Source organism: Siphonobacter sp. SORGH_AS_1065, from assembly GCF_030818595.1.
Classification (GTDB): Bacteria; Bacteroidota; Bacteroidia; order Cytophagales; family Spirosomataceae; genus Siphonobacter.
Genome location: NZ_JAUTAM010000008.1, coordinates 60,224 through 79,223 on the forward strand (window position 1 = coordinate 60,224; position 19,000 = coordinate 79,223).

Annotated in this window: 13 protein-coding genes; 8 read left to right on the forward strand and 5 right to left on the reverse strand. The window is 46.6% G+C overall.

Features of this window, described 5'->3' with window-relative positions; translation table 11 throughout:
* Positions 1-6: 6 nt before the first annotated feature.
* Positions 7-3,186: a TonB-dependent receptor gene (locus QE390_RS22845; RefSeq protein WP_307144050.1), complete on the reverse strand. Its 3,180-nt coding sequence runs from the start codon at positions 3,184-3,186 to the stop codon at positions 7-9.
* A gap of 524 nt (positions 3,187-3,710) precedes the next feature.
* Between QE390_RS22845 and QE390_RS22850 the strand changes: the two genes are divergently transcribed.
* Both QE390_RS22850 and QE390_RS22855 read left to right on the forward strand, forming a co-directional pair.
* Positions 3,711-5,420 (forward strand): tetratricopeptide repeat protein, encoded by a 1,710-nt coding sequence (locus QE390_RS22850; protein WP_307144051.1) that lies wholly within the window; start codon positions 3,711-3,713, stop codon positions 5,418-5,420.
* An 84-nt stretch (positions 5,421-5,504) separates the two neighbouring features.
* Entirely contained in the window at positions 5,505-6,515 is a 1,011-nt protein-coding gene (locus QE390_RS22855; protein WP_307144052.1) for a TlpA disulfide reductase family protein, read from the forward strand.
* A 181-nt stretch (positions 6,516-6,696) separates the two neighbouring features.
* On the opposite strand, the gene QE390_RS22860 is transcribed toward QE390_RS22855, so the two are convergent.
* The 4 genes from QE390_RS22860 to QE390_RS22875 all read right to left on the reverse strand — a co-directional run bounded on the left by QE390_RS22860 (position 6,697) and on the right by QE390_RS22875 (position 10,050).
* Positions 6,697-7,338: a hypothetical protein gene (locus tag QE390_RS22860; protein ID WP_307144053.1), complete on the reverse strand. Its 642-nt coding sequence runs from the start codon at positions 7,336-7,338 to the stop codon at positions 6,697-6,699.
* Positions 7,339-7,349: 11 nt separating this feature from the next.
* On the reverse strand, positions 7,350-7,937 hold the full coding sequence (locus QE390_RS22865) for a DUF4136 domain-containing protein (RefSeq protein WP_307144054.1): 588 nt from the start codon (positions 7,935-7,937) through the stop codon (positions 7,350-7,352).
* A gap of 285 nt (positions 7,938-8,222) precedes the next feature.
* Positions 8,223-8,885 carry a carbonic anhydrase gene (locus tag QE390_RS22870; RefSeq protein WP_106636136.1) on the reverse strand — a complete coding sequence of 221 codons (663 nt, stop codon included), beginning with the start codon at positions 8,883-8,885 and terminating at the stop codon, positions 8,223-8,225.
* A gap of 316 nt (positions 8,886-9,201) precedes the next feature.
* The gene (locus QE390_RS22875) at positions 9,202-10,050 is read right to left on the reverse strand and encodes an AraC family transcriptional regulator (protein ID WP_106636137.1); all 849 of its coding nucleotides are present in this window, start codon (positions 10,048-10,050) and stop codon (positions 9,202-9,204) included.
* 150 nt (positions 10,051-10,200) lie between these two features.
* On the opposite strand from QE390_RS22875, the gene QE390_RS22880 reads away from it, so the two are divergent.
* The 6 genes from QE390_RS22880 to QE390_RS22905 are packed head-to-tail and all read left to right on the forward strand — an operon-like array spanning position 10,201 to position 18,995.
* Entirely contained in the window at positions 10,201-11,112 is a 912-nt protein-coding gene (locus tag QE390_RS22880; RefSeq protein ID WP_106636138.1) for a dihydrodipicolinate synthase family protein, read from the forward strand.
* Between the two features lie 34 nt (positions 11,113-11,146).
* Positions 11,147-12,154 (forward strand): 4-hydroxyproline epimerase, encoded by a 1,008-nt coding sequence (locus QE390_RS22885; RefSeq protein WP_307144055.1) that lies wholly within the window; start codon positions 11,147-11,149, stop codon positions 12,152-12,154.
* Positions 12,155-12,178: 24 nt separating this feature from the next.
* A complete protein-coding gene (locus tag QE390_RS22890; RefSeq protein ID WP_106636140.1) occupies positions 12,179-13,420 on the forward strand; it encodes an FAD-binding oxidoreductase in 1,242 nt (413 codons plus the stop codon).
* A gap of 26 nt (positions 13,421-13,446) precedes the next feature.
* The gene (locus QE390_RS22895; RefSeq protein ID WP_307144056.1) at positions 13,447-15,708 is read left to right on the forward strand and encodes a S9 family peptidase; all 2,262 of its coding nucleotides are present in this window, start codon (positions 13,447-13,449) and stop codon (positions 15,706-15,708) included.
* Between the two features lie 29 nt (positions 15,709-15,737).
* Positions 15,738-17,450, forward strand: a complete 1,713-nt coding sequence (locus tag QE390_RS22900; protein WP_307144057.1) for a DUF885 family protein — start codon at positions 15,738-15,740, stop codon at positions 17,448-17,450.
* Between the two features lie 12 nt (positions 17,451-17,462).
* Complete coding sequence (locus QE390_RS22905; RefSeq protein WP_307144058.1) at positions 17,463-18,995, forward strand: aldehyde dehydrogenase (NADP(+)); 1,533 nt, start codon at positions 17,463-17,465, stop codon at positions 18,993-18,995.
* Positions 18,996-19,000: the final 5 nt, after the last annotated feature.

Consider the following 19,000-nt stretch of genomic DNA (forward strand, 5'->3'; position numbering starts at 1 on the left):
GAAGGGTTAAAAGCCAATAGTAATACCGAGGGATACTGTACGGGTTTGTCCCAATGCATTCCGGTCCACGCCGGGGCCCGTATTGCTGTTTCCATTCACCGTAGATTCGGGATCATAACCGCTGTACTTCGTAAAAACCAGAGCATTCTGCACCTGAGCGTACACGCGGGCACTCGATATATGAAGGCGGTTCAGAACATTTGGATTGATTTTGTACCCCAGCGAAACATTCCGCAGGCGAGCAAAATCGCCTTTTTCAATATTTTCGGAAATGGAGATAGCCGCTCCGCCGTTGGAAATGTTATCTCCGTAAACCGCCCGTGGTAATTTCCCATCTTTATTATTCGGTGTCCAGCGGTCGAGGAGATCCGTGCTGTTGTTATAGCCGCGTTGATCACGAGTTCCAGGTTTGGTGCCGTTCAGAACCTTATTACCTCCCGAGAATTGCAGGAATAAACCCAGATCGAAGTTTTTGTAGGTAAACGTGTTATCAAATCCGCCGTACCATTTTGGCAAAGCCGGGCCTTGATTTCTACCGTCGGCCAGCGTCGTTGCGGCAGATACAGATGTGCCTTCCAGCGTCGTCCATCGTTGGGATGCGGAGGCCGAATGATCGTATTGAACCACAGTTCCGTCGGCTTTCTGGAATAAACGGCGACCATTTTCAGGATTAACCCCCAGCGTAGTAACGGCCCAGAGACTGGAAACCGATTTCCCAATTTCAATTACGTTTTCACCGTTGATTATCCGCTGGTTATCTCCATTCAGGCTAATGACCTTATTTTTCAGCGTCGTTACATTCGCATTGATTTTCCAGCTGAACTCATCCGTACGAACGGCATGGGCCTGTACGCTGAACTCCAGCCCGGTATTTTGCATCGAGCCAATATTAAGTAAGAGAGAATTGGAGGGGATCCCTTTGGAAGATGCCTGCGGAACATTGAGAATCAGGCCATCCACATCGTTTTGGTAATAGGCGATTTCTCCGGTAATGCGATCATTGAGTAAGCCAAAAGCAAATCCAAAATCAGTCTTCTTGCTGGTTTCCCAGGACAGACTTCGGTTTCCTGCCTGATCGTAATAAAGCGTAGGGGAATCGCCCTGTAAACCAGCCGCGTAGGATTGCAGCGAAGCATAGTCATTAATGCCCTGATTATTCCCAACCAGACCGTAGCTACCCCGGAATTTCAGGTAACTTACGATTCGACTGATGGCTGAATTCGCCCAGAAAGTTTCATCTGAGATGGAGTACCCCAGCGAAGCACCGTAGAAGTTACCAAACTTTTTACCACTCGCAAAAGCTGAATAGCCGTCCCGACGGAAGTTAAGAGTAGCGAAGTATTTTTTACCGAAATCATAATTCAAGCGTCCGAAATAGGATAACAGGAAGTTTTCCGTTTGAGCCATGCTCACCGAAACTGTATTTACAAAGTTCCCCTTGACACTTCTGAAAAGTGGATCGGACTGGTTCGTTCGGTTTAAACCCCAACGGTCCACTGTAGAAAGTTGCTGTTCATTGCCGATCAACAAAGAAATATTATGCTTTCCAGCCAGTGAAAAATCGTATTGAGCCGTATTCTGCCAGTTCCAACGGTAGTTATTGCGATAACGGCTGGTCGCACTGCCACCCACAAATACGCCGGGAGGAGTAAGCGGACTTTCATACGATTCATCGACTACACTCAACCGATCAATCCCATATTGAGTACGGATGTTCAGCCCTTTGATGATTTCCCAATTGGCGTATAAACTTCCCTGCGTGGCGGCACCCGACGAACGATAGCGATCATTATCCATCACCGCCGCCAGATTGGACCAGATGGACGGAATACGGTTATTCATCTGACCGATCAAACCACCAGAACCGATATTATACGAGCCATCGCTATTGTACGGACTCAGGTTAGGGTCAGGGCTTAAGGCTAAACGCGGACCGTTGGTGTAGGAATAGACTTCCCCACTTACTGAACCTGAATTGACGGAAAGGGTGCTGGTGTTACTGATAGCAAAATTAGCTCCAATCGTAAAGGTTTTGAAAAGCTTATGGTCAATTTTAACACGAGCATTTTTACGATCAAATTCGTTATGCTTCACAATCCCCGCCTGATCGGTATATCCCAGTGAAACGTAATAATTAGTCCGCTCCGAACCGCCTGAAAAACTCAAAGCGTGCGACTGCGAAAAGCCATTATTCTGGTAAAATAGTTTCTTATAGTCGGTATCAATTAAGTTGCCGTTGGCGTCATAATTTAAAGCGTAACCGGGCGTTTGTCCGGCATTGGCAAGGGCTTCATTTTTCAGGGTAACAAAATCTTCTGCCCCCAGCATTTGGATTTTGTTAAGTCGGTAGGGATTCGACCAGCTTACCCAGGAATCCAGACTTACTTTTACATTACCCTTTTTGCCCTGTTTCGTGGTAATCAGAATGACCCCGGCACTGGCCCGTGAACCGTAAATAGCAGTAGCCGAAGCATCTTTTAATACCTCAACGCTCTCAATATCAGCCGGATTAATATTAGATAATGGGTTATTGGAAGCCGAATTGGTAGAGATATTATCCGTATACGTAGGTACGCCATCTACCACAACCAGCGGGAAGGAACTCAGGTTAATTGAGTTAATCCCGCGAATACGAATGACGGGTGTAGCGTTCAGAGCTCCGCCGGGGGTTGAAATGTTAACTCCAGCGGCTCTTCCCTGTAGGGCCTGATCAAAACTTTGCACGGGAGCAGCGGCAAGGTCTTTACCCGAAATCGTTGCGATCGAGCCCGTTAAATCCCGTTTCTGCTGGGTACCATACCCCACAACAACCACTTCATTCAACTGGCTGGTCTGCGATTCCAAATGGATATCCACGCGAGTTCGAGTACCTACGATTACTTCCTGTGAGATAAAGCCAACGAAAGAAAAAACTAATGTCGCTTTTGCATCAGCTATGCGAAGCTGATAATTTCCGTTGGCGTCGGTCGTAGTGCCGACGGTGGTTCCCTTAATAGCGACCGACACGCCAGGTAGAGGTGTACCATCGCTTTGAGCAGTTACTTTTCCCTGAATCACTAAGTCTTTTGATGAGATGAGTAGGGGCTGATGGAGAGGAGCGGCTTCGGCTGGCGGTGTGCCCGATAAAGCATAACTCAGTAATAACAAACTCAGAATCTGCTGAGCGGGAATGATAGGTTTTTTCATGCTCTTGTCAATGAAAAGATGGGAATAAGGCACTCAAAGGAGACTGATAAAGCAATAGGAGAACTTCAGACCTAATCAATAGCTAAGTCTGACACTAGGGGAATTCGTAAAAAGAAGGCGGAGAATCTTCCGAAATAATACTTCGGAGATCAATGGAATAATGGAATACCTAGCAACAACACGATTTGAAGTAGAGATCGTGTAAGAGAGCGACAGAAGAATACTCGGTGAGAAAATTATATACAGCTTGTTTCATTAGGGAAGATTTAAAGTATATAAAATTGGTAGGCAAAGTAGGATAAACTTAAATGCTTTTCCAAATGCTTTTAAAAACTTTATTTTAAAGCTTCTGTATAGGTTATTCAGAAATCACCTTCGCTGGGGATTGACAGGATAGCATATTTTAATATAATAACATACTAAATATATAGAGTAAGTGTATATTTGATTCAGATTTTGTTTTAGGAGTTGCCAGTCTGTTCTTTTCTATCGGATAAAAAACAGTCTTTCCGTCTGAATCCCTTATGAAACTTCGCTTACTAGCTTTGAGTTTACTTTCCCTGCCTGCCCTGAGTCAACGGGTGTATCACGATGATCATCACCACGATCCAGAAGGTCGGGCGATGAATCACGATCATCTTACTCATATTCAGGAATATCGTAAAGAAACGGTTTATGTACATCATCTTCCGGCTCCACAAGTAATGTTGGGAATCGGTACTTCTGATCTGAAAATTCAAACGAAATCTTCTTTAACTCAAACCTATTTCAATCAGGGCGTTGCCTTACTGCATGGTTTCTGGGATTTTGAGGCGTATCGGGCTTTTAAAGAAGCGTCCCGTCAGGATTCAACCGCCCTCATGCCTTATTGGGGTATTTATAGTGCAATTGGTTCCATGGAAGGGGATGACTTTGCGGAAGACCGGATTCGGGCTGTGGCAAAAATTAAAGCGTTGAAAGATAAGGCCCCTCCGCATGAAAGGCGTTATGCGGAAGCCATTCTGGCCCGCGAGGTATCGGGAGCAAACCAAAAAAAGGAGTATGAACGTATTCTGGAGTTACTGGTTCACGAATACCCCGACGATGTAGATGCCAAGCTCTTTCTGGCGTTAAGCAAAATGAGTGGCTATGATCTCAAGCTGAATCCCAGAGAGGGAACGATGTATGCCGAATACCTGCTGCGAGACGTACTAAAATCGCATCCCAATAATGCCGGAGCTCATCATTACTGGATTCACCTGAAGGAAAATTGTTGCCCGGAAGAGGCTCTTGAAAGCTGTGAAAAATTACCTAAACTCGGCCCGGCTTCGAGTCATCTGGTGCACATGCCGGGTCACGTGTACTATAAGCTAGGCGAATACCAGAAAGCCTTCGATACATTCAAAGCTTCCGTCGCGGTGGACTCCGTTTATATGAAAAAGCAGAATATTCAGGAAGTTGATGCTTGGAATTACATTCACAACATCAATTACTTATTGGCCAATTGTGCCGAAGATGGACGTTACGCAACGGCATTGTACTACGCCGAAAAGCTCCAGAATATGCCTGCTTCGAAAGAACGCAAACGCAAGTACGAAGGTCGTTTCTTTTATCAGGGCATTCTGGCTCCCGTAAAAATGGAAATCTGTTTTGGGCATTACGACCGGGCAGCCCAACGTCTTAAAGCCATTTTGCCCACTGACAGTTTGTATTCGGTCAAAGCAATGGCGTATAAAGATGGACTATATTATTTTTCTGCAGGAATGGATGCCATCAAGCGAAATAAAATTGAGGAAGCTCAGAAGTTGGTTGATGCACTGGATGCTACGCTTTGGCGAAATGTCAACCAGTTTAGCGAAGCAGATATTATCAATTCGCGGCGGGTGAATGACTTAAATGTAGCTTCGCTGGAATTACAGGGACTGATCAAAAACGCTCAGGGACATACCAAAGAAGCGATTGCCTTATTGGAAAAAGCAAAGGTTAAGGAAGAAGAATTAGGATACAGCGAACCGCCTTCGTATGCCCGTCCGGTATTGATTAGCCTCGGCGAAGTGCAGTTACAGGCCAAAAATTACGATCAGGCTATTAAAGCGTATACGGAGTTATTGCATAAACATCCCAATTCAGCCAACGGACTCTGGGGCTTGTATAAAGTATATCGAAAAAAAGGCGATTCGACCAAAGCCAAAGAATACGCCGATTTGCTAGCGAGAATCTGCCGTTATGGCGATAAGAGTCTGTATCCGCTTTAATGGCAGCCGTTTTTAAACGCACTCCCATCGCTATACGCAGAAGGAGTTCTGAAAACTTTCTTTTCAATTCAAACCAATCACTCAATGAATCTGCTCAAATCTTTAACGCTGGTGGCTGGACTAGGTCTGACCTCACTGGCTCAGGCTCAAACACCCGTGAATATTTCAGGAACCGTTGTGGGTATTAACACCGGAAAAGTGTACTTGCAACGCTTCCACAATAAAATGTTTTATACGGTTGAAGCCGTACCCGTGAAAGATGGGAAGTTTCAGATTCAGCGGAAGCTACAGTTACCCGAAGTATATGGTATCACAATCGATACCACCCGTGGAAATCAGTTTCTGTTTCTGGACGCTACCGATACTAAAGTAACGATCAGTCTGGATAGTGCAGCTCGCTACCGGAACACAAAAGTAACGGGCTCCAAGGGGCAGGAGCTGCTGGCAAGTTTCCGTCAGGGGCAGGAAGGGAAGATTGAGGATTTCATTAAAAAGAATCCAGCGTCCATTGTTCCAACCTATATTCTTTATCGGGAATATTCGTACCGACTAACACCGGAAGAAATTGAGAAAAACGTAGCCTTACTCGACGCGTCGCTTCAAAAAACACCTTATGTAAAAACGCTGAAAGAGCTGGTGACTACCCTGCGAAGTGTGCAGGTAGGAGAAAAAGCCAAAGACTTTCAGGCCAACACACCCGAAGGGAAGCCCCTGCGGTTGTCAAGTCTGTACGGAAAGAGCTATATTCTGGTAGATTTCTGGGCGGCCTGGTGTGGCCCCTGCCGGCACGAAAACCCGAACCTGGTAAAGACCTATGAAAAATACAAAGGGCAGGGCTTTACTATTCTTGGCGTATCACTGGATCATACCAAAGAAGCCTGGCTGAAAGCCATCGCCAAAGACCAACTGACCTGGCATCAAGTATCGGATCTGAAATACTGGAACAGCGAACCCGCTCAGTTATACGGCGTTCGGGCCATCCCATCAAACGTGTTACTCGATGCCGAAGGACGAATTGTTGCTCGTAATTTAAGAGGGGAAGAGTTAGGAGCCAAATTAGAGGACTTGTATTCAAAGTCGGCGGCTAATAAGTGATGTAAGGAGTTAAGGATAAGTTCTTATAATAATTTAATACATAGATAAATGGATTGTAAAATGCTTAATATTAAACTATTAACTAACAATATAGCAAAATCTAGAGGCCACCTGTAGGGATAACCCCTACAGGTGGCCTCTAGATTTTGTTGATCCGCCAGAGAATGCTGGCTTTTATGGACTACGCGTGTTTTTTGATGTAGGTCTGAATGTTCTTCAAATCCTGACGCAGGCGATCATCCATTTTTTTCGCGTCTTGCTTCGCTGCTTTTTCTCTGGCATCGAGCGAAGTACGAGCGGTGTTTATAAGTTTAAGACCCTCTTCCTTACTGGGTTTATCCATTTTACCCACGTGTTTTTCCAGGTCATTAAGCGTAACCTTGAGAGGGTCGGTCGTTACTTCTGGCAATACAAGAATATCCTCAATTGCCTGGTGGCCTACCGTTAGTTCGGCTGCGGTTACGGCTTCATTCAGTTCTGCTTCCGTTAATTTCTTTTCTTTGGCCCGCTCTACCAGTTTTTCGAGGTCTTTCAGGTGATTATCAAAGAGTGACAGGTTTTCACCCTTCAGATTTTTGCCTTCCACTTTGAGAGCAGCAATACCCGATTGTAAATCTTTTACTGCGGTCTCTGGAGCATTGGTCTGCAAAGCCACTAGAGCCTGATCGAAATACGCATCCGAAGGATTTTCCAGTACTTGCGTTTCTTCCGCCGCGATAAGGGTAGTATCCGTAGTGGAAGTTTGTGCTTCTTGTTTTTTGGGTGATGACTGGCAAGAGGCCAGTGCAATCATTAGGCCGATGGCTAACAGGTTAGATTTCATGATTTTACTAGTTATGAGTGTTGAAGATGTTGAGGATAACGAGCGAGAATTTTTTCGGCTTCGTGGGCAAACTGTTTACTCAGTTCAGCCGGATCGTTTACTGGGTTTTCCAGTGAACCACGCCAGAGTAATTGCTGGGTTTTAGCATCAATGACGTCGACGATCAATGTACCGTCCGTGTAGTGTTCGGTATGATAACCGGTATTCCAGGGTTGGTAATAATAACCGAAGCCTACGGGCATCCAGCGACGTTGGTACCAGATGTTATACGGAACGTAATAGGGATAAGGATAGGAAGGATTGGCTACCTGCTGGCTTTTATTTTCAAAATACTCGTGCGTCGAAACTAACAAATCAGGTTGATTATCATCCCGAACCAATCCTTTTTTTGTAAGCTCGGCAGCAATCGCATTTTGAATCATGTCATCGGTAATGCCGCTTCGATACAAGGGGTTTTTATTACCCTGAATATCTGGTTTAACAAAGGTAAATTTGCGAAAGTCATTAAAATTGACGGCACTTTTTTGCTGTACCTGAACGGCTGTACATCCACTCATCCAGAGTAGAATAAAGCCCATAAAAAGCCATTGCGTTTTCATGGTTGACATGCATAGTTGATAGTGTTGAATTTGTTTTTAATACTGCCTTTGTGTAAGCAAAGCTCTTCCCAGAGCTTTAAATTGATTTATAAATACGCTTAAAATGGTCTTAAAAAAGAAGAGTCAAATAGAAAGGAACGCCAGCTTTTGGCGTTCCTTTCTATTTGACTCTGTAGGGTCAGTTTTTAGTTTTTGGGAGATTCCTAGCAGTCGCTCGGCTCTAGCCGAGCGACTGCGGCACTTTCCGAAAGTTTTAAACTTTCGGAAAGTGCTACTCCTATAAAATTACACGTTTTTATCGGCTGGTTTTTCAGGCTCGTTAGGATCCAGGTGATAAATCTGCATGATGTTTTCCAGTAATTTGATAAAATCAATATTTAGATCAATCAGCTTTCCGGTGTGTACATCAAACACCCATCCATGAACGGTAAGGTCTCGTTCCCGGCGGGCTTTCTGTACTTCCGCCGTTTTAATCACATTGATGCATTGCTCTTCTACGTTCAGCTCTACCAGTCTTTTGTAACGCAATTCTTCATCTTTGATCGCATCTAATTCGGCCTGGTGAGTCCGGTATACGTCACGAATATTTCTTAACCACGGATTCAAAATTCCCAGATCCTGCGATTTCATGGCTGCCTGAACGCCACCGCAGTAATAGTGACCACAAACAACAATGTGGTTCACTTTCAGGTGCTGAACGGCGTAGTTGATAACCGACATGGCACTCAGGTCGGTGTTGGGAACCATGTTAGCAATATTTCGGTGTACAAAGGCTTGACCCGGTGCGATACCCATCAACTCTTCAGCCGTTACCCGACTGTCGGAACAACCGATATACAGAATATCAGGCGTTTGGCCTTTAGACAGATCGCTGAAATAGTTTGGCTCTACACTTAGCTTTTTCTGAACCCAGTCTTGGTTGTTTTTGAAAATTTGAGAAATATCCATTTATATGTTGTTACGTTAATTTCTTTTTCAAACGATTCGAAGGGATGCATGAAATGCCTTTACCAAAGTTTCCTCGTAGGAAGAATTTCAGTCTTAACATCCAGAACCGCTATAGGGTTTATAAATAGTTATGCTTAAATGTCCTATTGAATGCGTATTTTGCGGGTACGGACAAGTATACAGCCCTTTACTCGCCCAAAATTAACTTTCTGAAAGTCCATTAAACAAAAAGAGCGACTAGTTTATTACAAGTACGCTCTCGTTGAATTCCGTAAAAGTCTGTTATTAAGCAATAGGGTAAACAACGACACAGGGTCTACATCCGATACGTACGGATATACTGACTTGGGGGCATGCCCACGATTTCTTTGAACTGACGATTAAAATTGGACATATTGGTGTACCCACAGGATTCCGCAATCTGACTCATGGGGTCCTTCGATTCCCGCAGTAAGCGACAGGCATTTTCGATTCGGATTTCATTCAGTAAATGCGAAAAGGTTTTGCGAGTATGCTGACGGAAAAAGCGACAAAAAGCTCCCGGCGTGAGATTGGCTACATTGGCTACATCTTCCAGCGAAATGGACGAAGCGTAGTTTTGTAATAAATAAGAAAATACCCGTTCAAGGCGGTAATGGTCGTCTGGACGACTGGGACGCTCGTAAGCCGTTCTCGATAAAACCTCGCGACCTTCTTCATTTACAAGTTTATCTAGTACTTTTAATAAAAAGAGGAACTGGTGAAAAGGCCGCTGTTGCGAGAGCTGCCGGAATTCATCAATAATCGGATCATTTTCCTGACAACGCAGACGAACCCCCTGTTTGGCCTCTGAAAGTAACTGCCGTAAATGGCTTACTTCGGGAAATTCCAGCCAGTGCTGTTCCAGCGAGTCGTTCATGAAAAACATCGTAGTCGAGGTAGCTCGCTCGTGCGAGTCACTGCTGCGAAGCACGTGGGGCAGGTTGCTCCCAAATAATAGTAAATCGAGCGGTTGGAACCGGTCAATTCGGTCTCCGGCAATGAGTGTACCTTCGCCTCGTTCGATCAGGGTTAACTGAACTTCGGGGTGGAAGTGTAACTGAGCATAAAAGGTAGGACCATCGTCAATTTGAACTCGGAATGACCGCTGGTCCACGCTGGGTACCCGGAACAGTAGTGGTTTCATAGAGGTAAGAATAATACATTTTTGGTATATAATCTTATTGACGGTATAAAACTAGTGAAAAAAGTATTAAAGGCAATCAAATATTGAGAATAACCTTTCCCTCAAGTTTCCGACCTTTGACTAAATCAATCACCAGAAAAACTAACGCTCATGAACACTATCGTTACCTGGCAAGGTGTGTATCCAGCCATGCTTACCCCATTCACTGCTGAAGATACCCTGGACCTGCCTTTATTCCAGAAAAATATAATTGCTCAGATGAAAGCCGGTATTACCGGAATCATCATTGGTGGATCGCTGGGTGAAGCCAGTACGCTTACTCCCGAAGAAAAGCTGGAATTACTGGCTTCAGCTTTGGAAATAACTCAGGGACAAATTCCTGTTATTGTTAACATTGCTGAGCAGGCTACTCGCGAAGCCGTAGCACGGGCGAAAGAAGCAGAAGCAAACGGAGCCGACGGTTTGATGTTGTTACCTCCGATGCGTTATTACTCAGACGCACGCGAAACAGTTGAGTATTTCAAAGCCGTGGCTCAGGCAACGTCATTACCCATCATGATTTACAACAATCCCGTGGATTACAAAATCATGACGACGATTGCGATGTTCCAGGAATTGTCAGAATGCCCTAACATTCAGGCTGTCAAAGAATCAACTCGCGACCTGACGAACATCGTTCGGATGCGTAATGCTTTCGGTGATCGCTTCAAAATCATGGGTGGTGTGGATACCCTAATCATGGAAGCCGTAGTATTAGGTGCGGATGGTCTGGTAGGAGGTTTAGTAGATGCCTTCCCTGAAGAAACGGTAGCCTTATTCAATCTGACTCAACAGGGACAACTGGCCGAAGCTCTGGAAATTTACAAATGGTTCATGCCATTACTCGAACTGGACATTCACCCCAAACTGGTTCAAAATATTAAATTAGCTGCTACAGCAACGGGTATTGCTTCAGAATACGTTCGGGCTCCCCGTTTACCCTTAATCGGTGAAGAGCGTGCTCATGTGCAGGCAATTATCGACAAGGCACTGGCAACTCGCCCCGTATTAACCCCCGCCTAATTTCTTTTTCTGAGTTTATTAATCGAGTGAATTCATGTCTACAGCGTATCATTTTTTTTGTATTGATGCTCACACCTGCGGCAATCCGGTTCGGGTGGTAACAGGGGGAAGTATTCCCTTTTTGCAGGGAAATTCCATGAGCGAAAAGCGGCAGCATTTTCTGCGTGAGTACGACTGGATTCGCAAAGGACTGATGTTTGAGCCCCGGGGCCATGATATGATGTCGGGAAGTATACTTTATCCGCCCATCGATCCGGCCAACGACGCAGGCGTACTTTTCATTGAGACTTCGGGTTGCCTGCCCATGTGCGGTCACGGAACCATTGGTACGGTAACGGTAGCCATTGAGCAGAATCTCATTACGCCGAAAACCCCCGGCGTACTCAATCTGGAAGTACCCGCTGGCCTCGTACGGGCCGAGTACGTCATGGATGGTCGTAAGGTAACTTCAGTGAAAATTACCAACATCAAGTCTTATCTGGCGGCTGAAAACCTAACGGTAGATTGTCCGGATTTAGGAGAATTAACCGTTGATGTAGCCTACGGAGGAAACTTCTACGCCATTGTGGACGTACAGGAAAACTTCCCCGGACTCGAACACTTCAGTGCCGATCAGCTCGTGAGCTGGTCGCGGGTATTACGGAAACAACTGAATGAAAAGTATAGCTTCGTTCATCCGGAAAATGATACCATTCGCGGATTGAGCCATTTACTCTGGACGGGAAAAACCATTCAGGAAAGCTCAACCGCCCGCAATGCCGTTTTTTACGGCGATAAAGCCATTGACCGCTCTCCCTGTGGCACGGGTACATCCGCCCGGATGGCTCAGTGGTATGCCAAAGGAAAGCTGAAGTCTGGCGATGTCTTCGTGCATGAAAGCATCATTGGTTCCATTTTTAACGGACGTATCGAAGCCGAAACCCAGTTGGGCGATCACCCGGCCATCGTGCCGAGCATTGAAGGCTGGGCGAGAATTCACGGATACAATCACCTCATTATTGACGAAGACGATCCTTACGGATTTGGTTTTCAGGTTATTTAACCACCAAAATCAGGCCATACGCGTATGAAACACGTTGGAATTGTGGGAGGCGGCATCATTGGTCTAAGTTCGGCCTACTACCTGCAACAGGCAGGTTATCAGGTAACGATTTTCGATCAGACGGTCATTGCCGATGGATGTTCCTACGGCAATGCCGGGATGATCGTTCCCAGCCATATTATTCCGCTGGCCCAGCCCGGCATGATTGCTAAGGGGTTACGCTGGATGCTGGATTCAAAAAGTCCTTTTTACGTCAAACCCCGGCTCAATGCCGATCTGATGAAATGGGGCTGGCTGTTTTACAAGCACTCCACCGAGAAGCACGTCGAAGCATCCATTCCGGCACTGCGGGATATCAGTCTGCTAAGCAAGACTTTGTATCAGCAAATGGCTGATACACTGGACATGGGCTGGCACGAGCGGGGTTTATTAATGCTTTTCAAAACGCCTTCGGCTGCTCACGAAATGCAGCATGAAGCCGATGTGGCAAATGCCGCCGGTATTGAGGCTCAGTTACTAAACCCCGATCAGGTGCAGTCACTGGAGCCGGATGTTCGGGTGACAGTGGCGGGTGCAGTGTATTACCCCGGTGATGCTCAGGTTGTTCCAACGCAGGTCATGTCTTCGCTCATTACCCACCTGAAACAATCGGGCGTTACGTTTAAGGAAGCCAAAGAGGTAACAGGTTTTACGAGACAGGGGTCACGGGTGACGGCTATTGAAACGACAGCAGGGGCTTTCCCGGTGGATGAAGTTGTGATTGCCGGAGGAGCCTGGTCTTCTGAAATCGTCAAGCAATTACAGTTGTCTTTACCCTTGCAGGGTGGCAAAGGCTATAGTTTCATGTTGAAAGACGTGAAGCAGAACGTACGGGTTCCGGCGATTATGCTGGAAGCTCGAGCCACAGCCACGCCGATGGGGGGAGATTTACGTTTCGCAGGAACCATGGAAATTGCCGGAACAGACATGAGTGTCAATATGAATCGGGTGCAGGGTATTGCTGAATCTATTAATCAGTATTATCCAGATATTCCGGTTCAGTTACCCGCTAAAAATCAGGTCTGGAAAGGATTACGTCCGTGTTCGCCTGATGGGTTACCCTACCTCGGTCGATTGAATAACTACGAAAACGTAGTAATTGCGACCGGGCATGGCATGATGGGACTCAGCCTCGGCCCTGCTACAGGAAAACTGGTGGCAGAAGTAATTGCCGATCAGCCCCTTAGCATGAGCCTTACTGCATTTGCCCCGAATCGATTTGATTAAATTTTCGTTTTACCTACCGAGCCTCTATGCGTTATACCTTTCTTCTTCTGACCTTATTTTCCGTTCAGCAACTCTGTGCTCAGGGCACATTGGCTGATTATCAGCGAAGTCAGTCCCTAAAAAAACAGTGGACAGATAAAGCTTATTATATTCCCCGGCAGACCAACTGGCAGGATAATAGCCAGCGATTAGTCTACACCATTCAGACCCCCAAAGGTCGGGAATATATTCAGGTGAACCGGAAAACGGGTAAGCGGGAACCCGCTTTTAATCAGGAAGAACTGGCTAAACAACTCAGTGCTCAGGTAGGTAAAACCATTTCCGCGTACGAGCTTTCACTCCAAAACTTAAAACCCACGGATAAGGGTTATTCCTTCGTGGCTGAAAATGTCCGCTGGACTCTTGAAGACGGACGATTACATAAAAAAGGGGAGGTTCCATCCGGTCGTTACTGGGGCGAGCGATGGGAAGAAGACGAAACCCGCCGAACGTATAGCCCTGACAGTAGCTTATCCGCAGCAATAAAGAACAGCAATGTTTACCTGCGGGACGAAAAAACAAAGAAGGAAACGCCATTGAGTTTCGACGGTTCGCCGGGGGACGCCTACAGCAGCGATCTTCGCTGGTCGCCAGACGGCAAGAAACTGGCTGGAGTGAAGATTCGTAAACCAACCCCTCATCTCTTATACCTGATTCGCTCTTCGCCTGTCGATCAGTTACAGCCTAAACTGGAAACGCGGAATTACCCCAAACCCGGTGATAATCTGGCTATTTCAGAGCCGGCTCTTTTCGACATTGCGTCAAAAAAACAATACCGGATTTCGATGGATTTGATTGCCCAGCAATACGATTTATCGCGTCCACACTGGCGAAAAGATAGTAAGAGTTTTACGCTTGAATACAATCAGCGGGGGCATCAGGTGTATCGTGTGCTGGATGTGAACGCAGAAAATGGAGCCATCCGGCCTGTTATCGAAGAAAAATGTAAAACCTTTTTCAGTTACAGTGGCAAACGATTCCGTCAGGATGTTTCCGACGAAAAAGAAATCATCTGGGCTTCCGAACGGGATGGATGGAATCATTTATACCTCTACGATGCCGCCACTGGTCAGGTTAAAAATCAGATTACGAAAGGGGACTGGGTTGTTCGTAGAGTAATGAATGTGGATGATAAAACCCGCACCATTCTGTTCGCTGCTAGCGGCATGAATGCCGGAGAAGATCCCTATTACCTGCATTATTACCAAATTAATTTTGATGGTTCAGGACTGAAAAGTCTGACGCCCGAACTGGCTAATCACGAAGTTACCTTTTCGGATGATTACGAAAGCTTCATTGACACGTATTCCCGAATTAATCAGGCTCCAGTCACTGTGCTGCGGAGCAGTAAAGACGGCTCGATTATTTCGACTTTAGAAAAAGCTGATCTTTCCGTTTGGGAAAAATCGGGCTGGAAAGCACCCGAGCCCTTTGTGGCCAAAGGGCGTGACCAGCAAACAGACATTTATGGGATGATTATTCGTCCGACGAATTTCAATCCATCCCGCAAGTATCCGGTCATTGAAATGATCTATGCCGGCCCTCATGATTCCTTTGTTCCTAAGTCGTTTACGACGAATACGGCCTTGCATGAACTGGCCGAATTAGGTTTTATTGTGGTGCAGATTGACGGTATGGGTACGTCCAATCGTTCCAAAGCCTTCCATGATGTGTGCTGGCAAAACCTGAAAGATGCCGGTTTCCCAGATCGGATTCTGTGGATGCAGGCGGCATCTAAAAAGTACTCTTTTATGGACCTGGATCGGGTGGGTATTTACGGCACCTCGGCGGGCGGGCAGAGTTCGACAGGAGCAGTTCTGTTTCACCCTGAATTCTACAAAGTTGCCGTTTCGTCCTGCGGTTGCCACGACAACCGGATGGATAAAATCTGGTGGAATGAGCAGTGGATGGGTTATCCCATTGGTCCGCATTATGCCGATTGTTCAAACGTCACTCACGCTGACCAATTGCAGGGAAATTTGATGCTGATTTTGGGTGAAATGGACGATAACGTCGATCCCTCGTCAACCTATCAGTTGGCCGATGCTCTGATTAAGGCTAATAAAGAATTTCAGTTGGTAGTAGTGCCCAATATGGGCCATTCCTCGGGTGGAGAATACGGCGAACGTAAACGCCGGGACTTTTTTGTGCAGCATTTGCTGCACGTGCAGCCTCCCCACTGGAATGCGAAAGATACCACCGTGCCAGCACCTGAAAAATCCGCGAAAACGACTCGTCAACAGCGGTAGTTTTTTTTACTCTTAACCATCCATAACCTATGTCTCTGGCACGTTGTCTTCTGCTGATTGGCCTTTTGCTAAGTTTTTCAAGTAAGGCTCAAATGCCGACCGATCCTACGCAGTTGAGCCAACATATTATCCAGTATGAAGCTGACAAAGGCAGTTTGCGTCGCTTTTACGTGATTGCGAATTCGCCTGAACGCCGCCAACGGCTGAAAGAACTGAATCAGCAGTATATCGCCCGGTTAAATGCATTGAATTTTAAGCAGTTAACGCCTAACAATCAGGTGGATTACTTACTGTTTCGCCGGGATCTGGAGGACGAGTTGCGTGAATATGCTACGGCAGAAAAAGAATCAGAGCAAATTAAAGACTGGTTTCCATTTGCCGAACCGATTTATGCATTGGAGAAAAAACGCCGGAGAGGCATTTACCTGAACTCAGAAGAACTGGCCCGTGATTTTGAAAGCTGGACGACTCAGGTTGCCCAGGCTGAGAAGAAATTAGGGGAGATGAAAACGATGAATCCTCTACTGGCGAGTCGGGCTGAGGAAACAACAAAGGGACTACAACAAGCCATTAGAAGCGTTTTTGAGTTTTACAATCAATACGATCCGATGTTCACGTGGTGGATGGAAAAACCCTATCCTCGATTGAATGAACAACTGGAGAAATTAACGAAATTCTTTCAGCCCAAAGGCCAGCTAGGTACAATGGCTAATGATGGCAGCGGTATTCAAGGTGTTGCGGTAGGTCGTGATGAGTTAATCCGTCAGTTAAAGCTTGAATACATCCCTTATTCGCCCGAAGAGTTACTAGCCATCGCTAATCAGGAATTTGCCTGGTGCGACAAGGAGTTACTGAAAGCCAGTAAGGAAATGGGCTTTGGCGAAAACTGGCGGGCGGCTCAGGAGAAAGTAAAGAACAGCTACGTTCCTGTGGGTAAACAACCCGAGTTAATTCTGCGATTGTATAACGAATCGGTTGATTTTCTCAAAAAACATGACCTGGTAACCATTCCACCGCTGGCCGAAGAAACCTGGCGAATGGGTATGATGACGCCGGAGCGTCAACTGGTGAATCCCTTCTTTCTGGGCGGAGAACAAATCCTGATTTCGTACCCGACGGCAAGTATGGAACACGCCGATAAGCTGATGAGTATGCGGGGTAATAATCCCCATTTTTCCCGTTCGACGGTTCACCATGAACTCATCGCAGGTCATCACCTGCAACAGTTTATGAATAACCGCTTCGAGACGCATCGCCGTCGCTTTAACTCGCCATTCTGGATTGAAGGCTGGTCATTGTACTGGGAAATGGTACTTTGGGATAAGGGATTCCCGCAGTCACCCGAAGACAAAATCGGGATGCTGTTCTGGCGAATGCACCGCTGTGCCCGGATTATTTTTTCACTTAATTACCACCTCGGCAAATGGACGCCTCAACAGTGCATCAACTTTCTGGTAGATCGGGTAGGGCACGAGCGAGCGAATGCCGAGGGGGAAGTTCGTCGTTCATTCATTGGAGGGTACGAACCGCTGTATCAATTGGCCTATATGGTGGGTGGTTTGCAGTTTGTAGCCCTGCGAAAAGAGCTGGTAGACAGCGGAAAAATGACGGACAAAAAATTTCATGATTCTATATTGCAACTCAATCAATTGCCCGTTGAGTTAATTCGGGCTTTGCTTACAAAACAACCGCTTCAGCAGGATTTTAAAACTAGCTGGCGGTTTTATACGATTAATAAGTAATCATCTGAACTTATGAACGAATCTGGTTTTCAGGCCATTAATCCCGCTACGGGCGAATTATTACCGGGCGTTTTTCAGGAATCTACGTCTCAGGAAATAAACGAAGCCGGACTTCGGGCGGCACAAGCTTTTGCCGAATACCGATTACTTTCCGGGTCAGCGAAAGCTGATTTTTTAGAAGAAATTGCCCGGCAGATCGAAGCGTTGGGCGATGAGCTCTTACAACGGGCAAACGCCGAAACGGCTTTACCGCTAGCCCGTCTGACGGGAGAAAGAGGCCGTACAACGGGGCAGTTACGTCTGTTTGCCAGTTACCTGCGGGAAGGTTCCTGGGTAGAAGCCCGCATTGATCCGGCCCTGCCTGAGCGTCAGCCCCTGCCTCGTCCTGATTTGCGGCAAATGCTGCGGCCACTCGGCCCGGTAGGTATTTTCGGAGCTAGTAACTTCCCTCTGGCGTTTTCTGTAGCGGGTGGCGATACCGTTTCGGCTCTGGCTGCGGGTTGCCCCGTCGTAGTGAAGGCTCATCCAGCCCATCCCGGCACGTCTGAACTGGTAGCTCAGGCCATTCATAAAGCGATTGAAGTAACGGGTGTTCCGAAAGATACGTTTCAGTTGATTCAGGGCCGTACCACGGCTACTGGATTAGATCTGGTTCGTCATCCTTCCATCAAAGCCATTGGCTTTACGGGATCGTTTCAGGGTGGTAAAGCTCTGTTCGATGCGGCCAATCAACGCCCCGAACCCATTCCGGTATACGCAGAAATGGGCAGTACGAACCCTGTGTTCTTTTTACCCCAAATCCTGAAACAGCAGGGAGCAACGTTAGCCCAGAATTACGTATCTTCCCTAACGCTGGGAACGGGACAGTTTTGCACCAATCCCGGTTTAAGTATTCTGCCTATATCAGAAGATTCGCAGGCGTTTATTCAGGCCGCTCAGGAGTCTCTAACTACACTTTCGCCCACGGCCATGCTAACGCAGGGCATTCAAAAGGCTTTTGCTCAGGGAATCACTAAATTAAAAGAGCAGGCTAACGTAGAGGTTGTTGCCGAAGCTCAGGAGCTGGAAGGCTTCGCGGCAGGTCGTCCGGTGTTACTGAAAAGTTCGGTAACGGCTTTGCTGGCTAATCCTTTACTGGCTCACGAAGTGTTTGGGCCGAGCAGTATTATTGTGCAGGCTGAAACCAGTGAAGAGTTACTACAGGTAGCACGTTCGTTGGAAGGTCACCTGACGGCTACGGTGTTTGGTACTGAAGAGGAGTTACTGGCCAATGCCGAGTTATTATCCGAGCTGGAACAGAAAGTAGGTCGATTAATTATCAATGCCTTCCCAACGGGCGTAGAAGTAAGCCACGCCATGCAACACGGGGGGCCTTACCCCGCTACAACGGATTCACGGAGCACTTCCGTAGGTACGAATGCCATCAAGCGTTTTGCCCGTCCGGTGTGTTACCAGGGTTTTCCGCAAGGACTTTTACCCGATGAATTAAAAGACAGTAATCCGCTGAATATCTTCCGTTTAGTGGACGGTGCCTTTCAAAAATAAAAACG

Excerpts from the sequence above, each read along its gene's own strand:
- QE390_RS22845 (WP_307144050.1), bottom strand. The coding sequence starts at position 3,186 with ATGAAAAAACCTATCATTCCCGCTCAGCAGATTCTGAGTTTGTTATTA.
- QE390_RS22850 (WP_307144051.1), top strand. The coding sequence starts at position 3,711 with ATGAAACTTCGCTTACTAGCTTTGAGTTTACTTTCCCTGCCTGCCCTG.
- QE390_RS22855 (WP_307144052.1), top strand. The coding sequence starts at position 5,505 with ATGAATCTGCTCAAATCTTTAACGCTGGTGGCTGGACTAGGTCTGACC.
- QE390_RS22860 (WP_307144053.1), bottom strand. The coding sequence starts at position 7,338 with ATGAAATCTAACCTGTTAGCCATCGGCCTAATGATTGCACTGGCCTCT.
- QE390_RS22865 (WP_307144054.1), bottom strand. The coding sequence starts at position 7,937 with ATGAAAACGCAATGGCTTTTTATGGGCTTTATTCTACTCTGGATGAGT.
- QE390_RS22870 (WP_106636136.1), bottom strand. The coding sequence starts at position 8,885 with ATGGATATTTCTCAAATTTTCAAAAACAACCAAGACTGGGTTCAGAAA.
- QE390_RS22875 (WP_106636137.1), bottom strand. The coding sequence starts at position 10,050 with ATGAAACCACTACTGTTCCGGGTACCCAGCGTGGACCAGCGGTCATTC.
- QE390_RS22880 (WP_106636138.1), top strand. The coding sequence starts at position 10,201 with ATGAACACTATCGTTACCTGGCAAGGTGTGTATCCAGCCATGCTTACC.
- QE390_RS22885 (WP_307144055.1), top strand. The coding sequence starts at position 11,147 with ATGTCTACAGCGTATCATTTTTTTTGTATTGATGCTCACACCTGCGGC.
- QE390_RS22890 (WP_106636140.1), top strand. The coding sequence starts at position 12,179 with ATGAAACACGTTGGAATTGTGGGAGGCGGCATCATTGGTCTAAGTTCG.
- QE390_RS22895 (WP_307144056.1), top strand. The coding sequence starts at position 13,447 with ATGCGTTATACCTTTCTTCTTCTGACCTTATTTTCCGTTCAGCAACTC.
- QE390_RS22900 (WP_307144057.1), top strand. The coding sequence starts at position 15,738 with ATGTCTCTGGCACGTTGTCTTCTGCTGATTGGCCTTTTGCTAAGTTTT.
- QE390_RS22905 (WP_307144058.1), top strand. The coding sequence starts at position 17,463 with ATGAACGAATCTGGTTTTCAGGCCATTAATCCCGCTACGGGCGAATTA.